Genomic DNA, 21,161 nt, shown 5'->3' with positions numbered 1-21,161 from the left:
TCCTTTGAGATTTTTTGTAATTGCTCCTTGAGTAGATCTTTAGGCTTTGAAGTCTCATGTGTTGCACCAATTCCTCTGCATAAAGTCCATACAGAACAGCCACTCTTCATATATAGAGTATCTTCATAGGATCATCTAAGTTGCACAAGGATAATACAAAGAAGCCAAACATCAAGGGTAAATATATTTCATACCGGTAAACTTTAATACTAATTTTGAACCAACACCTTGTAGGAAAGTGTGTAGTTATATACGATTTGTTGTATTAACTGTGCCTGAAGTGTGCCCAGACTTAACGTGCCATACGCACATCATAGCTGCATCAAACCATCATGCGTAAATTGCGAGCGTAAAAACCATTTTGTTTCCAAATGATTACATAAAAACCTTGATAACAGTAGCAGCCTGCTTGGTAGAGTATTCTATGGGTTGTGTGTACCTTGGAGCGGTTTTATAGAAATAACAAAATCATGCTCTCCAATAAAGTATTTAGCACTATTGAGGGCATATATCAAAGTGTTTTGTAGTATGCAATATAGTTTCTGTTCTAAATACATTGGGTTGTGATGTTTTGAAGAGATAACGATAGAGACGTTTTGGCATCAATCTGGTATGAAATGATCTCAATAGTGATCTTGCGAAAGAAGATACCTTGAGTTTACGATTGAGGAGGTCTTAATTCTTTCAAGATCTTTCCCAGAAATCAGGCAGACTTGGTGGATTACTTGTCTCTGTACGGACACCTCTATCGGTTCTTCCGCTACCAATAATGGTTAAATAACCAGTAGTGTTTTGAGTATCTTTTCAATGCATTGCGTGATTGTATGTGGAGTTGTGCGCTGTTTTGAAACCCATAAAAGATACTCTTCACCATCATAAGCAATGATTGCCTAACACGCATTAAAATACCTTGCTACATCGTTTTCGAAAGAGCCAAAAATCACTAAATGTAAGAAGAGTAGATCACTTATAAGCATAGGAATATTATCACTCTTTTCCAAAGAAGAAGCGATATGTGCAGTGGTTATAGAAATAATGATAAAAGTATGTTCTTCTGATATCGTGGATTAATGATTGTGAATGCTGCTACAGGGTAGAGAGCAAGCAGTGGTATGAGGCTGATGAAAGGTTGAAGTCGGTGCATACTCCTATGATCATGTGTGATGCCCTTCCCAATAGCTGATGGATATCCTCAAAGCAAAAGGTTTTTGTTCTACTGTGTCAGCGCCTCAAGTATCTCTATACTGAATCTGCCGCAGATAACCATTGGAGTAGGTGTATCCACAAATCATCTTGTGCAGATAAGAGAAATTTGCCCATTTTGCTTATTGAGTTCCTTCCTTGTTTTGCGTTAAAAGAACTGTTCATTTGTTTATCAAAGCATTGTTATAAATAACCAGATCTCGAAAGCCACCATCTACCTTATTTTGTCCTTCACAGATTACAATATTTGCCAAACTTGTCCTAGTTTTGAAACAATATTGAGTTTTGCTTTCTGTCCTCTTTTTTTCCTCCTTGAATAATTTGAATCACCTGTTGCTTATGGGCATAGCAATAAAAGAGAATGCTATCAGAAGCATAGAGAAGAGTGTATTGATAAGAAAAGGTTACGAAGCACACGATTTGCATTTCTAATCCTAACATCAATAGTATAACCACCATTGCCAGTTGAAAGTCTAATCAGTGTATTAGATAGTGCTGCAATGAAAGAGAGGGGAAGTGTATAGAAAATAATGTCAGGTATGGAGTAGCTAAAAAGTACCATTAGCTCAGTAAATGTAAGCTTAATTTGAGTAGTAAAATGACGATATCTTAACAAGAAATATCAGTGAGATAATGAGGAAAAAAGGAGAAATATGGTTAGAAATACCCTTGTAAAATTTAATACAACAATATACCCTTTGGTCTTAACATGCAAATCAATCTCCTAAAATTGGTTGTCTCCATGTCGTAAAGATAGACAATAAAGGTGAGGCAAGAAATGGCACAAATGGTACACCACTTTGACGATTGAGTAGTGAAGGATGATGGCAAGAATGGCTGAGAAAAAGGGCGGGCAAAAGTTAGGAAACCTTCTAACAGTGTTCCCATGGTTCCAGCAACACCACATCTGCTCCACTCATTGCCTGCCTTCGTGCAAGTAAAGAAGAAACCAACTATATAGAGCCCACCTGCAGCCATACTGCAGATATGGTTGCTTGAGGAAAAAGTTTGCTGATAAGCGCAACAATGAGTGCTGTAAAGTTAATGCTGTCTGAACTGCCATATATTTAGTGTCAATCATGACAAGCACAAAGAGTGCAGCAAACGAAGCTACTACAAAAGGAGATACCATACAAGTTCAAGTTTCATGTATAAGATCAAAGAGGTCCTGTGATTAGTTCTACAATGGGATATTGTTTACAAATGGGTTTTTTTACAAAAGCTTCTCACATTTTCCACGAAGAGAGAGCCATGAAAGAATGGGGATATTGTGGTACCACCTAAGAGGTCGGACAACTTGGCATTTGAGGCAGGCAAAACAATACTTCCCCTTGGGGATACGGTAGATGACAACATTAAGAAATGAGCCAACCATTGTGCCTAAAATAAAGGTGAAAATGTTATTGTCATTTCCATTATGCTAATCCTCCAAAAAGCGTCGTGTAAGTTTCAAAATCAGTAATACTTTCATCGAGTTCTGTGTGGCAAAGTCATAATGCAAAATGTTTGTGTAAAGTAGAGCTCAGCATAGCTAATTTGCCAAAGCAAATAGTTAAACACGCTCTTCTCCACTGGCACGATGATAGATCTATATCACTATACATGGGTTTGTAACATAGAGGAGATATCCCTTGACCACTTTCTTTTTGCTTTAATCAAAACTGTTGACTGCATGGACAATTCTGCACGACCCTCCATAGCTGAGGGCAAGTATATAAACATGAGGCTAGTATTGTGCTTAGTCGTTTCTGTGGTCACTTCTATTCTTTTTTTGAAGTTTTGGTAAAAAGTACTGGTATTTCCAATGGTCATAAAGCATATATTATTGTTGAGGTAGGTTTCACCCTGCTGAATATATCGATCGAGCAGACGCATAAGAAAGTCTACTGGAAAGTTTTGACGCTCAGTTCTCTGTACTAAAAGCATAGAAAGTAACACTCTCAATCGTAGGGTGTTTGGCACAATAAGTAGTGACATCGCGTATAGTTTCGCACCTTTTTCATGCCCTTTGGTACGGTTAAGCCCACGCTGTTGTGCCCATCGACCATTCCCGTCCATAATGATAGCAAGGTGTTTGAGTGGTGTTTTAATAATCTGCAAGTTTTTTTGCTTCATTGAGCATTTTTATTGCAAGGGTCAGCTTATCTCTTTGCCAAGTGATACTGTATGTTTGGGTAATAATAAATGTTATTTCATTTTCTTCAGTACCAAAGCTTACCATATTCCAAATAGCACAGACATACTGCATTAACCTTTTTAGTATGTGTAGCAAAGTGTGAGCATTGTTTAATCCATGTTGTGCATCCATCTCTGCTTGAAGGCAAATAGTTTGTGATACCATCTTTGCTGAGCGAGGAGAGAATATCGGTGTCTGTATCAATGCAGCTGCTGCGTTTTTCCCAGCATCTCTTTTATTTTATCATTTTGAGAAAAATGTTGGTTTATAGTCAGAGACTGCTGCTGCCATGAAGAGAAAGGGTTTTGATGAGCATATGAGGATTGGTACTGTTCATGCTTGCTTGCTCATGATACCTTGAAACACGTATTGAAATGACAGTGTAGTCACAATTTCGCACTCTCTACATTGAGGGTATATATATATTGGAAGGTAGTCCTCTTGTCTTGGTGGTACGTAGCAGACATCCAAAATTGTGGTAGATAGAGCAGAAGCGCAAGTGCCTTCCCATTTTTCCAGAGTGAGTAGTTTGAGATATAGCGTACCTTCGTCTATTTTCTCACGTGTTCCACCACCGTTACAACCACACGACGATTACTCCAGAAGTCATCTTTGAACATGGCTTTGGCTGTTTCAAAAAATACCTCTTAATCTGGTAAGTGCCCTATTGCTATGTATGTCGCCATTGGGCAGTTGTTTCTCTTAGTACTTCAATGATTATATAGTCATTCACTTTGAGCATTTTTTTAGGTCAATGCATAGTGATTGGAGAGCATCTGTACATTTAAGCGTGAAGCAATGATATGGATCTAGTAAAAGCAAGTGCTGGTTTGTAATAATATATTATCGGCAATCCCTTTGGAGAGCTTTGTTGATTAGCTTGCTGTTGCAGGCGCAATAATAAATACACTGCCATTTTTTTACCTATTTCACATGATTGAGGTCACCATCCAGCTTCACTTTGTGCTGTGAGTACGGGGTTGCAGCGTCAATGCTTCAAAGCTCAAAGCAGAGACAAATCAAGTTCTGCACTAGGACTCATGACTACATGTATATTAGCACCTGCTGACAGTGTGTCTAGCAACATCACACTGCCTTGTAAGCCGAAATGCTTCCGTAACCCCAAGAAGTACTGATTTTCCCGTAGATCTATTTGGTACTGGTCAGCTCCAAAAAAATGTATAGAAGAAATTTTTAATAATCTTGATAAGTCTGAGATAGCGAAATCTTTTCTACATTTTTGCTTACAGTACCCTGCAGCAATCATAACATTATCTTCATATAACGTGCAATAAGTTGAGTATCTGAGCCAACAAAACATTTTACCAATGATAGTTTTATGCTTTTACCATCATAATTGCAAGTAATGAACTCTGCACCAATATTGGTTCCTGCCAATGGTTGCATCACCAATATAGGAAAGGTGCCCTGCTTTGGTATTGTAAGGATGATTAGACTTCAACGAAATTCTATATGTGTGCTCATAAAGCCAATAAATCAGATGCGTCCCATATACCAACACTAGAGTCTTCAATATGGAGTTCTCTAAGGACAGAAAGCGGCTTTTGATTATTGAGCATTACCTGCTCTCTCCAATGATGTTACACCATTTTCTAAAATACACTCTCCTTCAAATATAGCACGACAGTCGATGTAGATGGTTTCAGCAGATACGCATAGTGACACCTTGTATCACGACAACTTCTTGATACGATCTGCATAATCTCTTCAGCACGTAAGTGGTCGAGCTGAATGACGCCTTAAATACGCTCCTTCAATATAGACAGGTGCAACCTCTTGCCTCATCAACTGCCATTTTAATGATATCTGTAAGATACTTTTTTGGGCAGTTATGATTGCTCAAGTTGAGGAATATAACGCTCTAGCACCATGGTATTAACTGGCATAGATACCACCATTCACTGTATTGATTTTCAGTTGTTCAGGTGTAAGAACCTTTGTTCAATAATCTCTTTGGTACTTCCTTCTTGATGACAACACGCTCCATCCTCGGTTCGTCCTCGCGTTTGATGATAGACATTGGATGTCAGCACTCCACAGTGAGCCTCGTTATTCTTGTGATCAGTGGCATATCGCCATTGAGAATAAGAGTGCACGCTTATGCTTGATGCTTATGCCCTTCATTGCCCCACCAGTACTCGTGGAACTGTTGTACATCTTGTCTATGAAAACAGATAATCTTATAGTGCTCTTCGACTATGTTTTGGATACGTCTAAGGCTTGATGGTGGAGTACTACAACAATGTCATCACTAATCTTCTTGTGCTGTATCGATCATGAGCATTGGCTTACCAGAGATTTCCATGAAGAACTTCTGGTTTTGGGGACTTCATGCGTGTATCTTGACCAGCAGCAAGAATCGATAACAGAGATAGGCACAAGACTACCTTTTAAAAGATGTAATAAAAGATTTGTTGATTATATCAATTGTATTTAATGTGGAGGAGAAGAGCCCTTGAGAGATATAATTATTTGGGTAAGTGGTTTTGTAGGTCAATTATGGAAGTTTTAGATAAAATATAAAGTATTATTTGGGAAGTGTTTAAAGGGTTGAATGTGGTATGTAAACATTTTGCAACTGTGGTTCATGCAGTCCGTATGCACTGGACTATGCAATACAGCTAAAAGAGCAGTGAGACAGTAGAAAAATGCTTTCTCCGTTTTATAACGGTATGCTTGAAGTATTTGATTCACCAGACTTTCACTATCGCCTGTGCAGAATTTCGTATTTATGTATGAAGAAAATCGCGTAGTTATGCGATGGTGCTATGAATCGTAATGGAGCAGTGAGCATTGAAGGTGTTTAAAATGTTATCGTCACAGTGTTCAGCGTGGAGACTACCAGAAGAGATTAATGCCTCACAAGAGGTGCTTAACACAAAACTTTTTGCCGGAGTTTCTTGCAACTACGACAGAGGTTCGACATGATGCTTACCATCAAATCCTGATGAAGTGTGGCGCTGGTGATGAAAATACTTGAAGATTCTACTCTACTAAAGTGATGGGGCGCAGTCAAACAAAAGAAGAGTGATTCACCGAGTTGTTACTGAGTAGTTTAACAGAGATTGGTAGAACTTATAGTTTTCATGTGCAATATGAAGGCGGTTTTACCCAGCCTAACTTGGGTGAATATAAAGATGGCTGAGTGGGCAATACACGCTAAATAAAGGTAGAGGTGGAGATTTTCTGAAGCTCACTGTGGCCAGGGAACTTTTACACTACCACTTTCACGCTATTTTCGCAAAGTATTGGCAACTGAGATTAGTAAACGTTCCATTTATGCAGCATTGGAGAACTGTAAACAAATGGTATTGATAATATTACGTTTGTTAGACTTGCATCTGAAGAGATGACAGAAGCAATTTAAGTATACGAGAGTTTTTTTAGGCTCAAGAAGTTGATCTTCCAACATACAACTTTTCGACCGTATTGGTTATCCCGCCACCGCAGGGCTAGATGAAGGTACCATGAGACCGATTTTCTGGTTTAGAGTATATTATCTATAATTTTGTAAACTTTAAACACTAGTACGTGATTTAGGAGACATTGCAGACTCACTGCCAGTTATTGGATGTTAATAAACACCAGCTCCTACACAGAGCATGTAGAAAGTGGTGTATTTCTTCAGCGAAAATAGTATTTACAGGTAGTGCTTATTTATGCCTGTAAGCTATTGTGACGAATCACACTACGAATCTCTTTTATATAAGCATTACCCTCTTTCAGAATAGTATTTTAAACCTTTTATGATTTCGGTAGCAGGCTTATTCGTAGTTCATTTTTTAAATATTTTATAGCGATGAAGATGAGAGCATAAAGTAATACTGTCTGATTGCTTCACTTGGAGGTTATCAAACTTTCTTACCCAAATTATTTTTTCACTGCTGTAATGCTGCAATTCCTTCTTTTTTCGAATCCTACCCAGACGCCAAAGATATTAGTTTACAAAAATCGAGATAGCCCCATGCACTCTCTATGGCAGCTTGTTAGCTATGCTCATAGGATGTGGCTCTGATAAAGCAAAACAAGAAGTTCTCATTCGTTTTGACTCCATATTTTTAGGCTATAATTTTTTTGATTTGTGTATGGTTTTGCAAATCTTTTACTTTAAGGTACTGTTTGTAGTACTTATGGATGATTCAATGGGTGGAACCAAAAGAGTAAAATCGTTTTTTCTTCTCTTGACACCATATTTTTGCACCACATTAGCAGAGTAATGTTGTTGTTTTGCAAACAGTTTGTTATTATCAATCCATTGAAGATCAACAATATATCAATAGGGTTTCTATTTTTACCTTTAATACAAAGTATTCTCTATAAGATTTATCATTTAGGATATTGTATGATAGCATTTTCCACCCATCTCTTTCGGTAGTATCTTATTTGCTTAGGTAGTCCCACAAAAAGATAATGTAATAATATTTATAACCAAAGATATAAATATTTATCATCTTTAAACATTACACTTCCTTCAGTCTTCTTTTGTAATAACTAATGAGTTCTATTTATTTTTTTATATTTCATATAAATAATTATAGCAGGTATGTTTGAGGGGTCTAAAATATGACTGAGTCATTTATTTGACATTAAAATTTCTAATATTGCGAACCAATATGGGGAATAATATCTTTTTTTCATACAAATATGCTACAATAGTGCTTCTGTTATGATAAAGCTATAGTACCTTCCCCACACAAATTGCTATTATTAAGGGGTTAAACCCTTTAACTTAAAACCCAATAGCAACATTGGCTTTTGCTTTAATGTGTTCTTTTCTTTTTGCTGTTACCATTGCCATTCTTGGCTCTTGTTTGACTTCATGTCTGTTGCCTAAGGCATCAACTTGATATTTTTTTACATACTCAACATTTTGAATACCCAAACTCATTTCGCAACTACCTGAAGCACTTCTCTTGAAGCCGTCTTTTTCAGAATTGTCATGACTTCTAAGAATGATTGCACCTGTTGCACTATGTGCAAAAACAAAATATCCTACAATATTTTTAGCTTTTTTTGTTTTGGTTTTTTTGGTCTGAACCTCTACTAGTTCACCCTTAAAGAGTGAAAATTTAAATTCATAATTTTCATCCATCTCCAACCACTCTTTGGGAGAACCATTTTTGTTTTTACCTTGCACGATGGCTTTATTTGGCAATGCTTTCTTTACAAAATCAGAGACATACAGGGGCACAACATAGTATTTTTTACTATCTTTATGTTGAAATATATCTATCCTAGGCATAGAGCTATGCTTGGCTAACTTTTTACCCATATTTAGCACTACAGCCCTTTTTCTTGTACTGTGTGGCAAGATAGATGGGTTCTCTTTTTTTCGATTGGCTACAAAGGTAATAGGGCTATAGATTGTCTCCTCGTGTGCTGCACCTGTTACTTTTCGTCTAGGCATATGAGAGACAAATATCTCATCTATACACTTTTGTACTTTTTTTTCAAAGTTCTCTACAGGAGGTGTAAACTTAAAATATTGTGATTTTTCTTTATTTTGCCCAAATTCCTCTATTTTGGCTGATTGTATAGAGAGTTTTTGTACTTCATTTTGTGTAGCAAAAGCAGCGATGATAGCATTAATTGCATAATGCAAATATGTATCTTCTCCCCTGGCATCCACTCCCCATCCATATCTGAGCGTCTTAATTAATGTATTGTTGATTGCACTAACCTTTTCTTTTGTATTACCTGTAAGTTCAAGGTTTTCTTCTATAAAGTTTTTAATATAGTGTGCTGTAAATGTTGTATCATATACATTTTGTTTTTGAAACTCTTCTTCTACGTTTTGATTAAAATTCTTTTTAAGTAACTTACTTTTTTTGACCCTATGTATACCTTTCATTGCTTTTATGTATGTTTCATAGCTACTCCAGTCTCTGTCTATAGTATTAAAATATTCAAAAGGGGTCATATTTTTCTTCTCTTGGCTCTCTTTGGCAAGACAGAGTACTTTATTGTTTGGGCTATCATCAAAACTTCTACTATAGGGAAGTATATGGCTTATTTTAGTATATTTGGCATCTGTTATGAGTTTTTTAGGTTGTATATAAGCTTTTTCCCCCATAAAACCACTGTAGGCACAGTAACCATCTTGCTCTTCCCAAAGCATAAATTTGAGCAGTTCATTCTCTTTTGGCTCTCTTCCAACATATCCCATAAAACTTTTTATTGCTTTTTTTTCAAGTGCTTGCTTTTTTCTCTGAGAATCTTCTAGCCTTTTTCTGTTTTTGTAACTTTTTTTGATTTCACTTGTAAGTGCTATATGTATAGCATCAAACTGTCCATACTCTCGGATGAGTGCATTAACCACTTTTCGTGTTTGAGTGATGGCACGTCTGACTATGGGACTGGTAAGTTCGCTTTGTTCTTCTTTGGTTAGTGCTCGTAAGAATTTCTGTTGCGTACCAGACTTTTTTTTGTACCCTGCTAAATCCATAGCTTCATCATAACATTTACCTTCCCTTAGGTAAGGAAGAAGTTTCTCTAAAGCCTCTAGACTTAAATGAATAAATCCTCTAAAACTGATGGATGAAATAAGTGCCTCTTTAACAGTCTGTGTCTCATCTTCATTGAGCATCGTAAATGCTAGCCCATTTAAAGCATTTTTAATTTTTTCATCACTCTTGTGGATAGAAAAAATTGTACCTATATCATCAAGTAATCTAGTATCTTGTGATATATTATGCCAATGTGTTTTGGAAAGTGCTTTTGTGATAACATGCCTTAAGCTATGGTACCCTTGAAAGCTACTCTTAAATGTTGTGATTTTTGTAAGACTTTTCTTGTACTCTTTATCTGTCTCGTAATCTTCTACATTTTTAAATTGGGAAGTAGGTTCTATCTTGATAGCCTTTTTCATTTTAATATAGGTAGGATTTTCACTCTGCTTGCAAAGTGATATAAGTTTTTCTAGCTCTTCTTGTGTTAACCCCCTCTCTTTACCATCTTCCATGACAATTTTGGTATTAATGAGTTTTGTAAGTGTCATAAACTCTTCTGCACTATAGGTTCTTCTAGCAGCCCTTAATTTATCTTGTTCGAGTGTACATTTGCCTACCATGCCATCAACAGATGCAAAATCACGTTGAAAAAATGCTATCTCTATATATTTGTCTTTTAGTTCATCTGTAGCCAAATGATTGTTAAAGTGTTGCTGTTTTTTGAATATTGTTGTTATCTCATCCAAAAGCATCTCTCTTGAGACACTATGTGAATAATCTTCCTTTTTGTTTCTAAATATGTTTCTGTCTTTATGTGTTTCATAAATAGCTTGACCTATGGTTTCATATTTTGTTAAAAGTGTCTTATTGTATTCTATGGCACTGAGTACTTTTTTGCCTTCACTGTCGCCTTGTTCATCTACTTTTCTATTAGATTTATATCCCCTATGCTTTGCTATGTGTGTGAGTACTCTTGCAAACTCTGTATTGGATAATTTACATTTAACAGCATCTTTCCTAAGTTGCCAAATATCAATATTCCCTTTTTTGCTATAAATTGTCTCATCTGTCGTATCTACAAATAAATCTTTCTTGGTTAAACCCAAAGTGTCTACCAAAAGATTTTTGATCTGCTTCATTCGCTGACGTTTTCGTTTTAGTGTACGCCTTGTTCCTCTTGCTAAACGTCTAGGTAGTGCCAATGAACTGCCATCCTTGGGATGTTCTGCCTGAGTAAAAATGCGTACACCACTTTTTATAATTTTATTGTGATCCGTATTTTGATTACAGTAGTTAATCACTGCCCAGCTTATAGAGGATATTCCTATCTCTAATCCTAAAATATTTTGACATATTTTTACCATTTTATATCCTTTTAAGGTTTTTTGATTTACAATGGAGTCGTAGCCTGCTTGTGTGGGGACACAAAAGGTGCTATAATAATCGGTTTTGAAGTTCCGAGTAAGGTTGAACTGACATTGGGTTGTCATCCTTTCAAAACTTCACTTTTTTTAAATCTCTTAGCCCTCCTTTTCATTGATAATGCATGTGATGAAGTATCTATAAATATGTCCATATGCGTATCCAATCCATAGAAATAAAGTCTTGACAAGCAAAACATTTGGTGCTATAATTTCGCCTACATAATTGGGGTATAGCCAAGCGGTAAGGCAACTGGTTTTGGTCCAGTCATTCGGGGGTTCGAATCCCTCTACCCCATCCATAATAGATTTTGGCTTGAATGCTATTTCAGGCTATAAAATCACATACTTCATTTGACGCGGGATAGAGCAGCTTGGTAGCTCGTCGGGCTCATAACCCGAAGGTCGGTGGTTCAAATCCGCCTCCCGCAACCAAAACACCTTTATGCTGGATAAATAAGTAGTTTTTGAGGGTTCAGTCACATATGGTGACATTCAATCATGGCGCAAAGGTTTTGTACCACTTTCATTCCTTTATTTTTTGCTCTTTTTGCAGCAGTATGTTGACTAATCCCTTGCTGACCCCAGAAGAGAAGCTTATACGTGTATCGCCTATGGCAACAGTAAGAGAAGCACTCGAACTGATGAGAGCACATAGTGTCCGTTCAGTTATTGTTGATAAGCATAGCTCATCAGGTGCCTATGGACTGGTAACCTTTAAAAATATTTTACAGAGTATTGTTGCAGAAGATGGTGATATTGATCTGCTCAATGTCTATGATATTGCTACTATGCCTACTATTTCTGTTTCAGCAGAGCTCGATATCAAGTATGCTGCACGCATGATGGTTACTAGCTCTATCAAACGTCTTCTCATCATTGACAATAATGAGTTGCAAGGTATTTTAACTATGAGTGATATTATTAGTATCCTTATGGATAGTATGGCATAGCTACATGGACAATAGCCCAAAAAAGATTGATATATTTATCTTTACCTCAATAATATAGATTATAATTAAGAAAGTATACAGAAAGAAATTATTATACTTTCAGCATGAAAAAAATAACACACATTATTCTAATTATTTCAGGACTCTTTTTGCTGGGGTGTACGCAACTCGTAACCGCTCCTATCTCTATTGCGGGAACTGTTGCTAAGACAACTTTTGGTGTTGCTGGTGCGGCAGGTGGGATGGTGGTAGATACTGTTATACCAAATAGTGGTGATAACTAGATATCTCATTAAAAACTTTTTGCGTTACTAAGCTCAGCAATTTCACTTTCTACCATTGCGTCGATCATGCGAACATAAAGATCATTAATGAGATTGGGAGAGAGATTAAGATCGATTGCTTGGTGACGTACACGATTGATCACATCGTTAATGCGCTCTTCGGCCTTTACTTCTTCTACACTTGTTTTGAAGCGTGCAATCTGTTTAATATAGTTATTGCGCCTTGCAATCAGTTTAACAATCTCTTCATCTACCTCATCAATCTTTTTTCTTGCCTCTTCTAATGTTGTACATTCTACTTCAACTTTCATAATTCTCCTTTTTGCAAGACTTAACCAACTATTTACATATTTACTAGGTTATTTTAGCCTATAATACCTTTATACAGACGAAAGATGTAGATTTTATTTCGTGTCCACTTCTGTGCACTCAATCTTCATTTAAAGTAGAATATACTTGATACAGAGTTTTACTCAACCTCTGCATCAATAACGTCATCATCTGGTTTTTTGCCAGCATCGGCACTACCCTGTTCTTTGGCATAAACTGCTTCAGCAAGTTTATGACTTTTTTCTGTAAGTGCTTTAACCTTCTCATCAATCTGATCTTTGGTCACATTCTCATCTTTAAGAACAGCCTCAAGGTCAGAAATGGCTGTTTCAATATTTGATTTTTCATCTGCATCAAAGCTATCGCCAAGCTCATCAAGTGATTTTTTTGTTTGGTGGATAAGTGTGTCTGCTTGATTCTTTGCTTCAATAATCTCTTTACGCTTTTCATCTTCAGCTTTGTGTGCTTCAGCATCTTGAACCATCTTTTCAATTTCCTCTTCACTTAATCCGCTCGAACCAGTAATTTTAATCTCTTGAGACTTGCCTGTCCCTTTATCAACTGCAGATACTGTCAAAATACCATTTGCATCGATATCAAAAGTTACTTCAATCTGAGGTACTCCTCTTGGTGCAGGCGGGATGTCTCTAAGCTCAAACATACCGAGTGACTTGTTGTCCTTAGCAAATTCACGCTCTCCTTGGAGTACATGAATACTTACTGCTGGCTGGTTATCTTCAGCTGTAGAGAAGACTTGGGATTTTTTTGCAGGAATCGTTGTGCCCTTCTCAATAACCTTTGTGGTTACACCACCAAGTGTCTCAATACCAAGGCTTAATGGTGTTACATCAAGTAGAAGCACATCTTTAACATCACCTGCAAGAACACCACCTTGAATTGCCGCACCAATAGCAACAACCTCATCAGGATTTACGGATTTATTCAACTCTTTACTAAAGTAGGCTTTAACCTTTTCCTGTACCAATGGTACACGAGTAGATCCACCGACCATAACAATCTCTTTAACATCATTTTTAGTCAAACCAGCATCTTTTAGTACAGACTCAATAGTTGCAATAGTACTATCGACTAAGTCAGCAATTAAAGACTCAAACTTCGCTCTAGTAATCTTGGTTATAAGGTGCTTTGGACCACTTGCATCAGCTGTAATAAATGGTAAGTTAATCTCTGTTTCTGTTGCAGAAGAGAGCTCTTTTTTTGCTGTCTCAGCTGCATCTTTAACACGCTGAAGTGCCATTACATCAGATTTTACATCAATGCCTGTCTCAGTTTTAAACTCTTCTGCTACATAATCGATGATACGATTATCAAAGTCATCACCACCAAGGAATGCATCACCACCAGTTGCCAATACTTCAACTACGCCATCACCTGTTTCAAGTGCTGTTACATCAAACGTACCACCACCAAGATCATATACTACAATCTGTTCAGCATCTTTTTTATCAAGACCGTATGCCAGTGCTGCAGAGGTAGGTTCATTGATAATGCGTAATACATTTAAGCCTGCAATTGTGCCTGCCTCTTTTGTTGCTTTACGCTGTGCATCGTTAAAGTATGCTGGTACCGTAATAACCGCATCAGTCACTGTTTCACCAAGGTATGCCTCTGCATCCTCTTTAAGCTTCATGAGCACCTTTGCAGATATCTCTTGTGGCGTATAAGTCTTTCCATCAACCTCAATTGCACATGCACCATTTCTATCAATAATATGGTATGGCAATCTCTCTTTGGCTTCTGCTGCCTTATCTTCACTACACATTAGTCCCATAATTCTCTTAATGGAATAGATAGTCTTTTCAGGATTGGTCACTGCCTGTCTTTTGGCAGATTCACCAACAAGCACTTCGCCCTTATCTGTAAATGCAACAATAGAAGGTGTCGTATTCTTTCCCTCTTTATTTGCAATAATTGCTGCCTCACTATTGGCATAGACTGCCATTGCAGAATTTGTTGTTCCTAAATCAATTCCTAATACTTTTCCCATCTTATTATCCTTTTAATTCATTTTAATTTCTTGTGTAAATATATACTTTGACTTGAATGCAAGATTCATTCATATTTACTTACAGGTGCTTACCATAGCAGGACGCAATACTCTATCTTTAATAGTGTAGCCTTTCTGCATCACCTGCACAATGCTTCCAGACTCATGCTCATCACTCTCAACTTGCATGATCGCTTGATGCACTTCAGGATCAAACTCACTATCACAAACAATCTCTTTGATATAATTTTTTTCAAGAACTTTTTTGAGCTGTTCATAAGTAAGTTTTACGCCTTCTTTCATCTTTTCAAGGACTTCACCACTATGCTCTTCACCAGCACTCTCTATAGATGTTAGTGCTTGCTCAAATGAGTCAATAACTGCTAAAATATCTTTAGCAAAACTCTCATTTGCATAGGAAACCGCATTGGCTTTATCTTTTTCAAGACGCTTTTTTGCATTCTCAAAATCTGCATGAGCTCTGATATATTTATCTTTATATTCTGCTGCTTCTGCTTTTGCAGTTTCTAACGGGTCTACTTCCTGAGTATTCTCTTCATGTTGAGCTTTTGTTTCTTCTACCTGCTCTTCATTCTGAATCTGCTCAAGATCTTCTTTAGTCTCCTGACTCATTACAGATCTCCTTTTCCTAAAACTTCGCATCAATAATTAAATGCTTGATACCATTATACAACATTGAGTGTAAGTTTGTCAAGTATTGATTAAATATTTTTTAGAAGATAAGTTTAGTGTTATTGACTAAACTTTTATAGTAGTATATAGTAATAAAAAATTTAGATAATATATTTTTAGAGACTTTCGGTATATTTATATATTAGGTTTTTAGGTATTTAGTAGAAAAATAGGGGGATGTAAAATTTAGTTGTAGTGCTATACCCATCGTTCAAGGATGGGTATAGATAATTAAAAATTAATTTCTAATGCCAAGTGCATCTTTAATAGTATGCCATCTCTCAAGATTAACTTTCTTAAGATATCTCATAAGTCTTCTTCTCTGACCGACAAGCTTAAGAAGTCCAAGTCTTGAAGAGTGATCTTTCTTATTAATTTTAAGGTGTTCAGTCAGGTATTTTATTCTCTCTGTAAGGAGTGCAACTTGTACCTCTGTTGAACCTGTATCATTTTTATCTCTTGCATATTTAGCAATAATTTCTGCTTTTTTCGCCTGATCCAAAGCCATAATGACCTCCTGATTGGTATAAATAAATTCTCACTTCTTGAAAATGAGTCTGAAATCATAACATAATAACCTTTTCTATCCCTTATTGAGCCAAACTATAATATATTTTAGAGTAAAATACTCCTAGTTAATCTGAAGGCAAAACTATGTTATTGACACGTGCAAGCGAATATGCCCTTCTCTCTTTGGATACTATTCGCAAATCAGACAAACCTATTGGGGCTGAACAGCTTGCTGATGAACTAGGTATCCCTAAAAGCTTCCTTGCTAAAATCTTACAAAGTTTGGCAAAAGAAGGGGTTCTTGAATCACGAAAAGGTGCACATGGTGGTTTTATGTTAGCACAAGATATTAGTAAAATTACTGTACGCAGCATTATTCTTGCAGCCGAAGGAAAAGCACCGGCAGTTTTTGATTGTACAAGTTACATGAACACATGCCCAAATGGTTCCATTGGAAACTGTGCCATTTCTCCATTCCTTGCAAATTTCCAAACCAAGATTGATGATTTTTTACATGGATTAACCTTGGAAGATATATTATAAACATGATTCAATATGTTTACCATCTCTCTCATATCGACCTTGATGGTTACGGCTGTCAGTATCTAACCACCAAATGCTTTAAAAATATTGAGTGCTACAATGCCAACTATGGTCCAGAGGTTATCGCTCGCCTTGAGGAGATAATGAAGAAAATTGAACAAGATATCTTCATCCATGGCAACGAAGCTGAATATCTTATCCTTATTACTGACCTCAACCTTACCACCAAAGAGAGTAACTGGATTGAAAAAGAAACTATGCGTATTGGTGCAAAATTGCAACTACTCGATCACCATGCTAGTGGAGCTAATGCGGCAGAACGTTTCGCATGGTACACGCTTGATACCACCTGCTGTGCCACGCTTATCACTTACAACTGGCTACAAAAATATTATAGCTTTGATTTAAAAAATACATATGCAACCATCGTCAAAGCTATCAATGCTATTGATATCTGGAAGAGTAAAGATACACTCTTTGAGTATGGAAAAGTAATGCTTGGCATGATCTCTGGTGCACGCGAGGTCAACCGTATCCTCTTTTCCAATGAAGACAGAACTTTCAAACTCTACATGATCGATGAAGCAAAAAAACGTATTGAGATGCATGAAGCTGCTATTCAACTTGATGATGATCTCCATCAAATCAAGAAAAGCTTCTTTAAACAATCAACTGACAATACCAAAGATAATCTTGTTGCCTACTATATTACTAATCTGCTTACCCAGAATAAGCAACGCCTAAGTATCTACTATGGTAATTACAAGGGAATCCTTGGCTATAATGTTGGCAATACCTCTATTATTGGCAATACCTTCTTAGTCAATAACCCTGATTATGATTTTTATATGGATATCAACTTCCGAGGCAACTTCTCTCTGCGAAGCAATGATAAACTTGACGTCTCCCAAATGGCATCCAAGATAGGTAATGGTGGCGGTCATCCTAATGCAAGTGGTGGAAAAATAGAAGGATATAAAGATTCATTTGTTTATAGTGATGTGCGAAAGTTTGTACAAGAATATATAAATGAGAAGTGCGGATAGAATATTTTATATACTTTTAATCCTCTATATCTTTACCCGTGCCTCTAAGGCACGGGTAAGTGACATCATATCAATATTTTCCAATTCTACTCCTGTTGGTACCCCTTGTGCAATTTTAGAAAACTGAATATCAAGCCCTAAAAGCTTATCTTCAATATAGAGTATCATTGTATCAGTTGCAATACTCGGGGGGAACGCAAAGATAATTTCATCAACCCCCTCAACTGCATAAAAAAGATGGCTTTCATCAAGATCTTTCACTTCGGATACCACATAGTAAATCCCATCAAATTGGCAATTCTCCTCAATGGTCAAAATGTCTTTAGCGCTTTGAACAATACAGAGTTTACTGGTATCACGGTATGGGTCGGAACAGATACTACAAAGTTCATCCTCACTCATATTGTGGCACTTACTACACTTTTGTATGCTGTTAGTTGCATCTTCAAGTGCATGGGCAAGCTTAAGTGCGGCAAAACAATTCTCCATAACCGCATGATAGGCAAGTCTCTGTGCACTTTTTTTTCCTACAGACGGTAGAGCATAAAATGCTTCAACAAGGTTTTCAAATGCTTCTATTCTATACTTTTTCATATACAATTCTTCTATTTTTTTCTACTAATACTACCAATCCTCCCTACCACTCTCGCTCATAGTCAACCACTTTAGAGTACTCAACTACCTGTTTGATAAACTCAATCACTTTCAGATGCTCTGGATGTAGGGCATATGCTTCTAGCCCCTCCTTACTTTCAAAAGCTGTAATGATACTCATATCCATAGCACGCTCCTCCTTGGAAAAATTAAGACCAATATCTATACTCCGTAATGTTGGTACCTCTCCCATCAAGTTTTCCATCATCTGCTTTGCACGAATAAGGTTAGGCTGCTTATTCTCCTCTTTAAACTTAAACATTACGATGTGTATTAGCATAGCTGTTTTTCCTTCATTTATATACTATTTTAGTCCCACATTATAACGAAATTTATGGTAGAATTCGCCCAAAGTAATTCCTTATGAGGAGAGAGCAGTCATGGCTGAAATGGATTATTATGAAATACTTGAAATTAGCAAAGATTGTACAGGTACTGAGTTAAAAAAAGCTTATAGAAAACTGGCACTCAAATACCATCCAGACAGAAACCCTGACAACAAAGAAGCTGAAGAAAAATTTAAGCTCATTAATGAAGCCTATCAAATTCTTAACGATGAGGAAAAGCGTGCCATTTATGATCGCTATGGAAAAGAAGGTCTTCAAGGACAGGGTATGGGTGGTGGCTTTGGTAGCTCAAGCATGGATGATATTATGGATATCTTTAACTCTATGTTTGGTGGGGGTGGTGGCTTTGGTAGTGGCTTCAGTCAAAGCAGACAAAACCCAAATCAAAAGTATGCATTAGATTTTGAAATGGAACTATCTCTAGAATTCAATAATGCAGTTTTTGGTTGTGAAAAAATACTCGATATTACCTATAAAACTTACTGCCGTGACTGTAAAAGCACTGGTGCCAAAGATGGAAAGTTAACTACTTGCGACTATTGTAATGGTCAAGGGCAAGTTGTTATGCGCCAAGGCTTTATGACCTTTGCACAAGAGTGTCCAAAGTGTCATGGTGCAGGTAGGAAAATAGCACAAAGCTGTTCTGCATGTAAAGGAAAAGGTTACAACACAACAGAGGAGAATGTCACTGTTAAAATTCCTGCTGGCATCGACAGTGGGAATCGTCTGCGTGTTCCTGGTCATGGTAACGAAGATAAAAATGGTCGTAGAGGTGACCTCTACTTAAGTTTCTATGTCGAGGAAGATGAGCATTTTATTCGAAATGGCAACGATATATATATTGAAGTACCAGTCTTTTTTACACAAGCAATTTTGGGTGAAACCATCTCTATCCCTACACTTAAGGGCGAATTGGAACTAGAACTCAAACAAGGAACCAAGGATAGAGAACAGTTTGTCTTTGAGGGTGAAGGGGTACCTGATGTTCAAAGTAGACATAAGGGGCGACTCATCGTACAAATCAAGTTGATATTACCTAAAAAATTCAATGAAGAACAGAAAAAAATTCTTGAAACATTACAAGAGAGTTATGGCGTAGAAAGTCATCCATACAAGAGTACATTTGAGTCTACCTTCAGTCGTATCAAGGGGTGGTTCAAGGGATAATTTTTCTTTCTTAAGGAATCTTTTGCTTTTGTAAACTATTTCATGATGGCATGACAAGATTTATTGTAAAAATTAAAACCGTACTCACATAACCTTCTGGTGTAAAATAGCCTTAGTCGAAGAGGGAGTAATATCCCCCTGATCACATGTTGTGTCATAGGAGATAATATATATCTCATCTCCACTTTCAAGATAGTTCTTCTCACCAAACTCTGCATAAGCTGTTGCCCCAATAGAGATAAGTGCCTTTTTAGGGTAACCACATGCCCTTAGATGTCCCGATATATCTTCAAGAGGCCCAAAGTCTTTTTGGGTATTCATCTTATCAATAAGCCAATTCTTTAATTTTCCATAAAAATAACTATATCCAAGTAGTGGAGCATCCACACCATAAGGGTGTAGTATATTATTTCGCATTACATAGGAGCAGAGATGGTACCGATCCATCACTCCCCCTGCCTCAAATTTATCTATTTCAATCCATTTATTTCCAATCCCCTTTGAGTTAAGTCCCCAATTTTTCTTCTCTGAAATTTTTTTTGCATCCTCTTTTCGAATAGTGCAGTCATTAAATACCGTAAAGGCTTTTGGTACAAGATCAGAAACCTCTATCCTATTGTAAACAATATCACACAATAGTATAATTTCTGGCTCAACCTGAGTATTGGCTTCATGTATAGGAAGTTCTAATTTATCAGTTCCTATACAGTAGATGCCAAGAAAATCTTTTGATGAAGGAAGATAGAATGGAAATATCCCTTTGGGGGCTTCTGGTTCAGTTGTAACAATACCCCTGAAATCCTCTAACTCACCTGCCTGCTCTAAATGATGCGCAAAATTCCCTGCCACACCCAGTCCAATCATCTCTTGTAAATCCATAGCATCTCCAAAAAAATTAATAGGAAATTATACCATTTTGCTATTCAGAACCAAGTGTAAAGAGTATGTATATAAAAGTAAGGGGAGAGTAAAGATAGATTATAATAACTCAAATAGAGTAAGGTTTATGCAAGAAAACCGCCTCACATAGTAGAGACGGATATATTGATTTTAATTACTTTCCAGCTGCTACAGCATCTTTAAGTGTTTTACCAAATTTAAACTTTGGTGCTGTGTGTGCTGGTTTTGTATATTGCTTATTTGTCCCTGGTACTGTACCAGTTTTTTCAGCAACTTCTGCTGTAGAGAATGTACCAAAACCAACAAGAGAAACAGACTCTTTTTTTACCAATGCTTTGGTAACAGAGTCTATAAATGCTTTTACTGCTCTCTCTGCTGCTACCTTAGTTTCAAACTCACCGTTTTCTTGTACCAACTCAACAAATTCTGCTTTTGTCATCTTTCTTCCTTTTTAAA

General features: G+C 36.8%; 19 protein-coding genes, 2 tRNA genes and 1 pseudogene. 8 read left to right on the top strand and 14 right to left on the bottom strand.

What is annotated here, in order from left to right; translation table 11 throughout:
- Positions 1-2,416: 2,416 nt before the first annotated feature.
- From LGB01_03460 to LGB01_03445, 4 genes are all read right to left on the bottom strand, one after another.
- Entirely contained in the window at positions 2,417-2,578 is a 162-nt protein-coding gene (locus LGB01_03460) for a prepilin peptidase (protein MCB4753267.1), read from the bottom strand.
- A 221-nt stretch (positions 2,579-2,799) separates the two neighbouring features.
- Positions 2,800-3,318: an undecaprenyl diphosphate synthase family protein gene (locus LGB01_03455; protein ID MCB4753266.1), complete on the bottom strand. Its 519-nt coding sequence runs from the start codon at positions 3,316-3,318 to the stop codon at positions 2,800-2,802.
- Positions 3,290-3,583: a hypothetical protein gene (locus LGB01_03450; protein ID MCB4753265.1), complete on the bottom strand. Its 294-nt coding sequence runs from the start codon at positions 3,581-3,583 to the stop codon at positions 3,290-3,292. Before LGB01_03450 ends, LGB01_03455 begins: the two co-directional genes overlap by 29 nt.
- A gap of 1,059 nt (positions 3,584-4,642) precedes the next feature.
- Entirely contained in the window at positions 4,643-4,789 is a 147-nt protein-coding gene (locus tag LGB01_03445; GenBank protein ID MCB4753264.1) for a hypothetical protein, read from the bottom strand.
- A gap of 1,799 nt (positions 4,790-6,588) precedes the next feature.
- On the opposite strand from LGB01_03445, the pseudogene LGB01_03440 reads away from it, so the two are divergent.
- Positions 6,589-6,753: pseudogene (locus LGB01_03440) on the top strand (hypothetical protein).
- A 1,376-nt stretch (positions 6,754-8,129) separates the two neighbouring features.
- Here LGB01_03440 and cas9 read toward each other — a convergent pair.
- Positions 8,130-11,213, bottom strand: coding sequence for a type II CRISPR RNA-guided endonuclease Cas9 (gene cas9 / locus LGB01_03435; GenBank protein MCB4753263.1), 3,084 nt, complete (start codon positions 11,211-11,213; stop codon positions 8,130-8,132).
- A gap of 284 nt (positions 11,214-11,497) precedes the next feature.
- Here cas9 and LGB01_03430 point away from each other — a divergent pair.
- Both LGB01_03430 and LGB01_03425 read left to right on the top strand, forming a co-directional pair.
- Positions 11,498-11,572 (top strand) — tRNA-Gln (locus LGB01_03430).
- A gap of 56 nt (positions 11,573-11,628) precedes the next feature.
- A tRNA-Met gene (locus LGB01_03425) sits at positions 11,629-11,705 on the top strand.
- A 44-nt stretch (positions 11,706-11,749) separates the two neighbouring features.
- On the opposite strand, the gene LGB01_03420 is transcribed toward LGB01_03425, so the two are convergent.
- The gene (locus LGB01_03420) at positions 11,750-11,926 is read right to left on the bottom strand and encodes a CoA-binding protein (GenBank protein ID MCB4753262.1); all 177 of its coding nucleotides are present in this window, start codon (positions 11,924-11,926) and stop codon (positions 11,750-11,752) included.
- Here LGB01_03420 and LGB01_03415 point away from each other — a divergent pair.
- Together LGB01_03415 and LGB01_03410 are read left to right on the top strand one after the other, a co-directional pair.
- A complete protein-coding gene (locus LGB01_03415; GenBank protein ID MCB4753261.1) occupies positions 11,846-12,223 on the top strand; it encodes a CBS domain-containing protein in 378 nt (125 codons plus the stop codon). The genes LGB01_03420 and LGB01_03415 overlap by 81 nt on opposite strands.
- A 104-nt stretch (positions 12,224-12,327) precedes the next feature.
- Complete coding sequence (locus LGB01_03410; GenBank protein ID MCB4753260.1) at positions 12,328-12,507, top strand: hypothetical protein; 180 nt, start codon at positions 12,328-12,330, stop codon at positions 12,505-12,507.
- Positions 12,508-12,515: 8 nt separating this feature from the next.
- Here LGB01_03410 and LGB01_03405 read toward each other — a convergent pair whose 3' ends face one another.
- The 4 genes from LGB01_03405 to rpsO all read right to left on the bottom strand — a co-directional run bounded on the left by LGB01_03405 (position 12,516) and on the right by rpsO (position 16,046).
- Positions 12,516-12,818: a chorismate mutase gene (locus LGB01_03405; GenBank protein ID MCB4753259.1), complete on the bottom strand. Its 303-nt coding sequence runs from the start codon at positions 12,816-12,818 to the stop codon at positions 12,516-12,518.
- A gap of 158 nt (positions 12,819-12,976) precedes the next feature.
- Complete coding sequence (gene dnaK / locus LGB01_03400) at positions 12,977-14,845, bottom strand: molecular chaperone DnaK (protein MCB4753258.1); 1,869 nt, start codon at positions 14,843-14,845, stop codon at positions 12,977-12,979.
- A 75-nt stretch (positions 14,846-14,920) separates the two neighbouring features.
- Complete coding sequence (gene grpE / locus LGB01_03395) at positions 14,921-15,478, bottom strand: nucleotide exchange factor GrpE (protein ID MCB4753257.1); 558 nt, start codon at positions 15,476-15,478, stop codon at positions 14,921-14,923.
- 298 nt (positions 15,479-15,776) lie between these two features.
- Positions 15,777-16,046 carry a 30S ribosomal protein S15 gene (gene rpsO / locus LGB01_03390; protein MCB4753256.1) on the bottom strand — a complete coding sequence of 90 codons (270 nt, stop codon included), beginning with the start codon at positions 16,044-16,046 and terminating at the stop codon, positions 15,777-15,779.
- A gap of 146 nt (positions 16,047-16,192) precedes the next feature.
- On the opposite strand from rpsO, the gene LGB01_03385 reads away from it, so the two are divergent.
- Together LGB01_03385 and LGB01_03380 are read left to right on the top strand one after the other, a co-directional pair.
- Complete coding sequence (locus LGB01_03385) at positions 16,193-16,591, top strand: Rrf2 family transcriptional regulator (protein ID MCB4753255.1); 399 nt, start codon at positions 16,193-16,195, stop codon at positions 16,589-16,591.
- Positions 16,592-16,593: 2 nt separating this feature from the next.
- Positions 16,594-17,637, top strand: a complete 1,044-nt coding sequence (locus tag LGB01_03380; protein MCB4753254.1) for a DHHA1 domain-containing protein — start codon at positions 16,594-16,596, stop codon at positions 17,635-17,637.
- Positions 17,638-17,661: 24 nt separating this feature from the next.
- On the opposite strand, the gene recR is transcribed toward LGB01_03380, so the two are convergent.
- Positions 17,662-18,231 carry a recombination mediator RecR gene (gene recR, locus LGB01_03375; GenBank protein MCB4753253.1) on the bottom strand — a complete coding sequence of 190 codons (570 nt, stop codon included), beginning with the start codon at positions 18,229-18,231 and terminating at the stop codon, positions 17,662-17,664.
- Between the two features lie 43 nt (positions 18,232-18,274).
- On the bottom strand, positions 18,275-18,571 hold the full coding sequence (locus LGB01_03370; GenBank protein ID MCB4753252.1) for a Dabb family protein: 297 nt from the start codon (positions 18,569-18,571) through the stop codon (positions 18,275-18,277).
- Between the two features lie 100 nt (positions 18,572-18,671).
- On the opposite strand from LGB01_03370, the gene dnaJ reads away from it, so the two are divergent.
- Positions 18,672-19,805, top strand: coding sequence for a molecular chaperone DnaJ (dnaJ, locus tag LGB01_03365; protein MCB4753251.1), 1,134 nt, complete (start codon positions 18,672-18,674; stop codon positions 19,803-19,805).
- An 84-nt stretch (positions 19,806-19,889) separates the two neighbouring features.
- On the opposite strand, the gene LGB01_03360 is transcribed toward dnaJ, so the two are convergent.
- Positions 19,890-20,684 (bottom strand): DUF5718 family protein, encoded by a 795-nt coding sequence (locus tag LGB01_03360; protein MCB4753250.1) that lies wholly within the window; start codon positions 20,682-20,684, stop codon positions 19,890-19,892.
- A gap of 175 nt (positions 20,685-20,859) precedes the next feature.
- Positions 20,860-21,144, bottom strand: a complete 285-nt coding sequence (locus LGB01_03355) for an HU family DNA-binding protein (GenBank protein ID MCB4753249.1) — start codon at positions 21,142-21,144, stop codon at positions 20,860-20,862.
- Positions 21,145-21,161 lie beyond the last annotated feature (17 nt).

This window comes from Sulfurovum sp. (genome assembly GCA_020525365.1).
GTDB lineage: Bacteria > Campylobacterota > Campylobacteria > Campylobacterales > Sulfurovaceae > Sulfurovum.
This window is presented reverse-complemented; position numbering and strand designations above follow the sequence as displayed.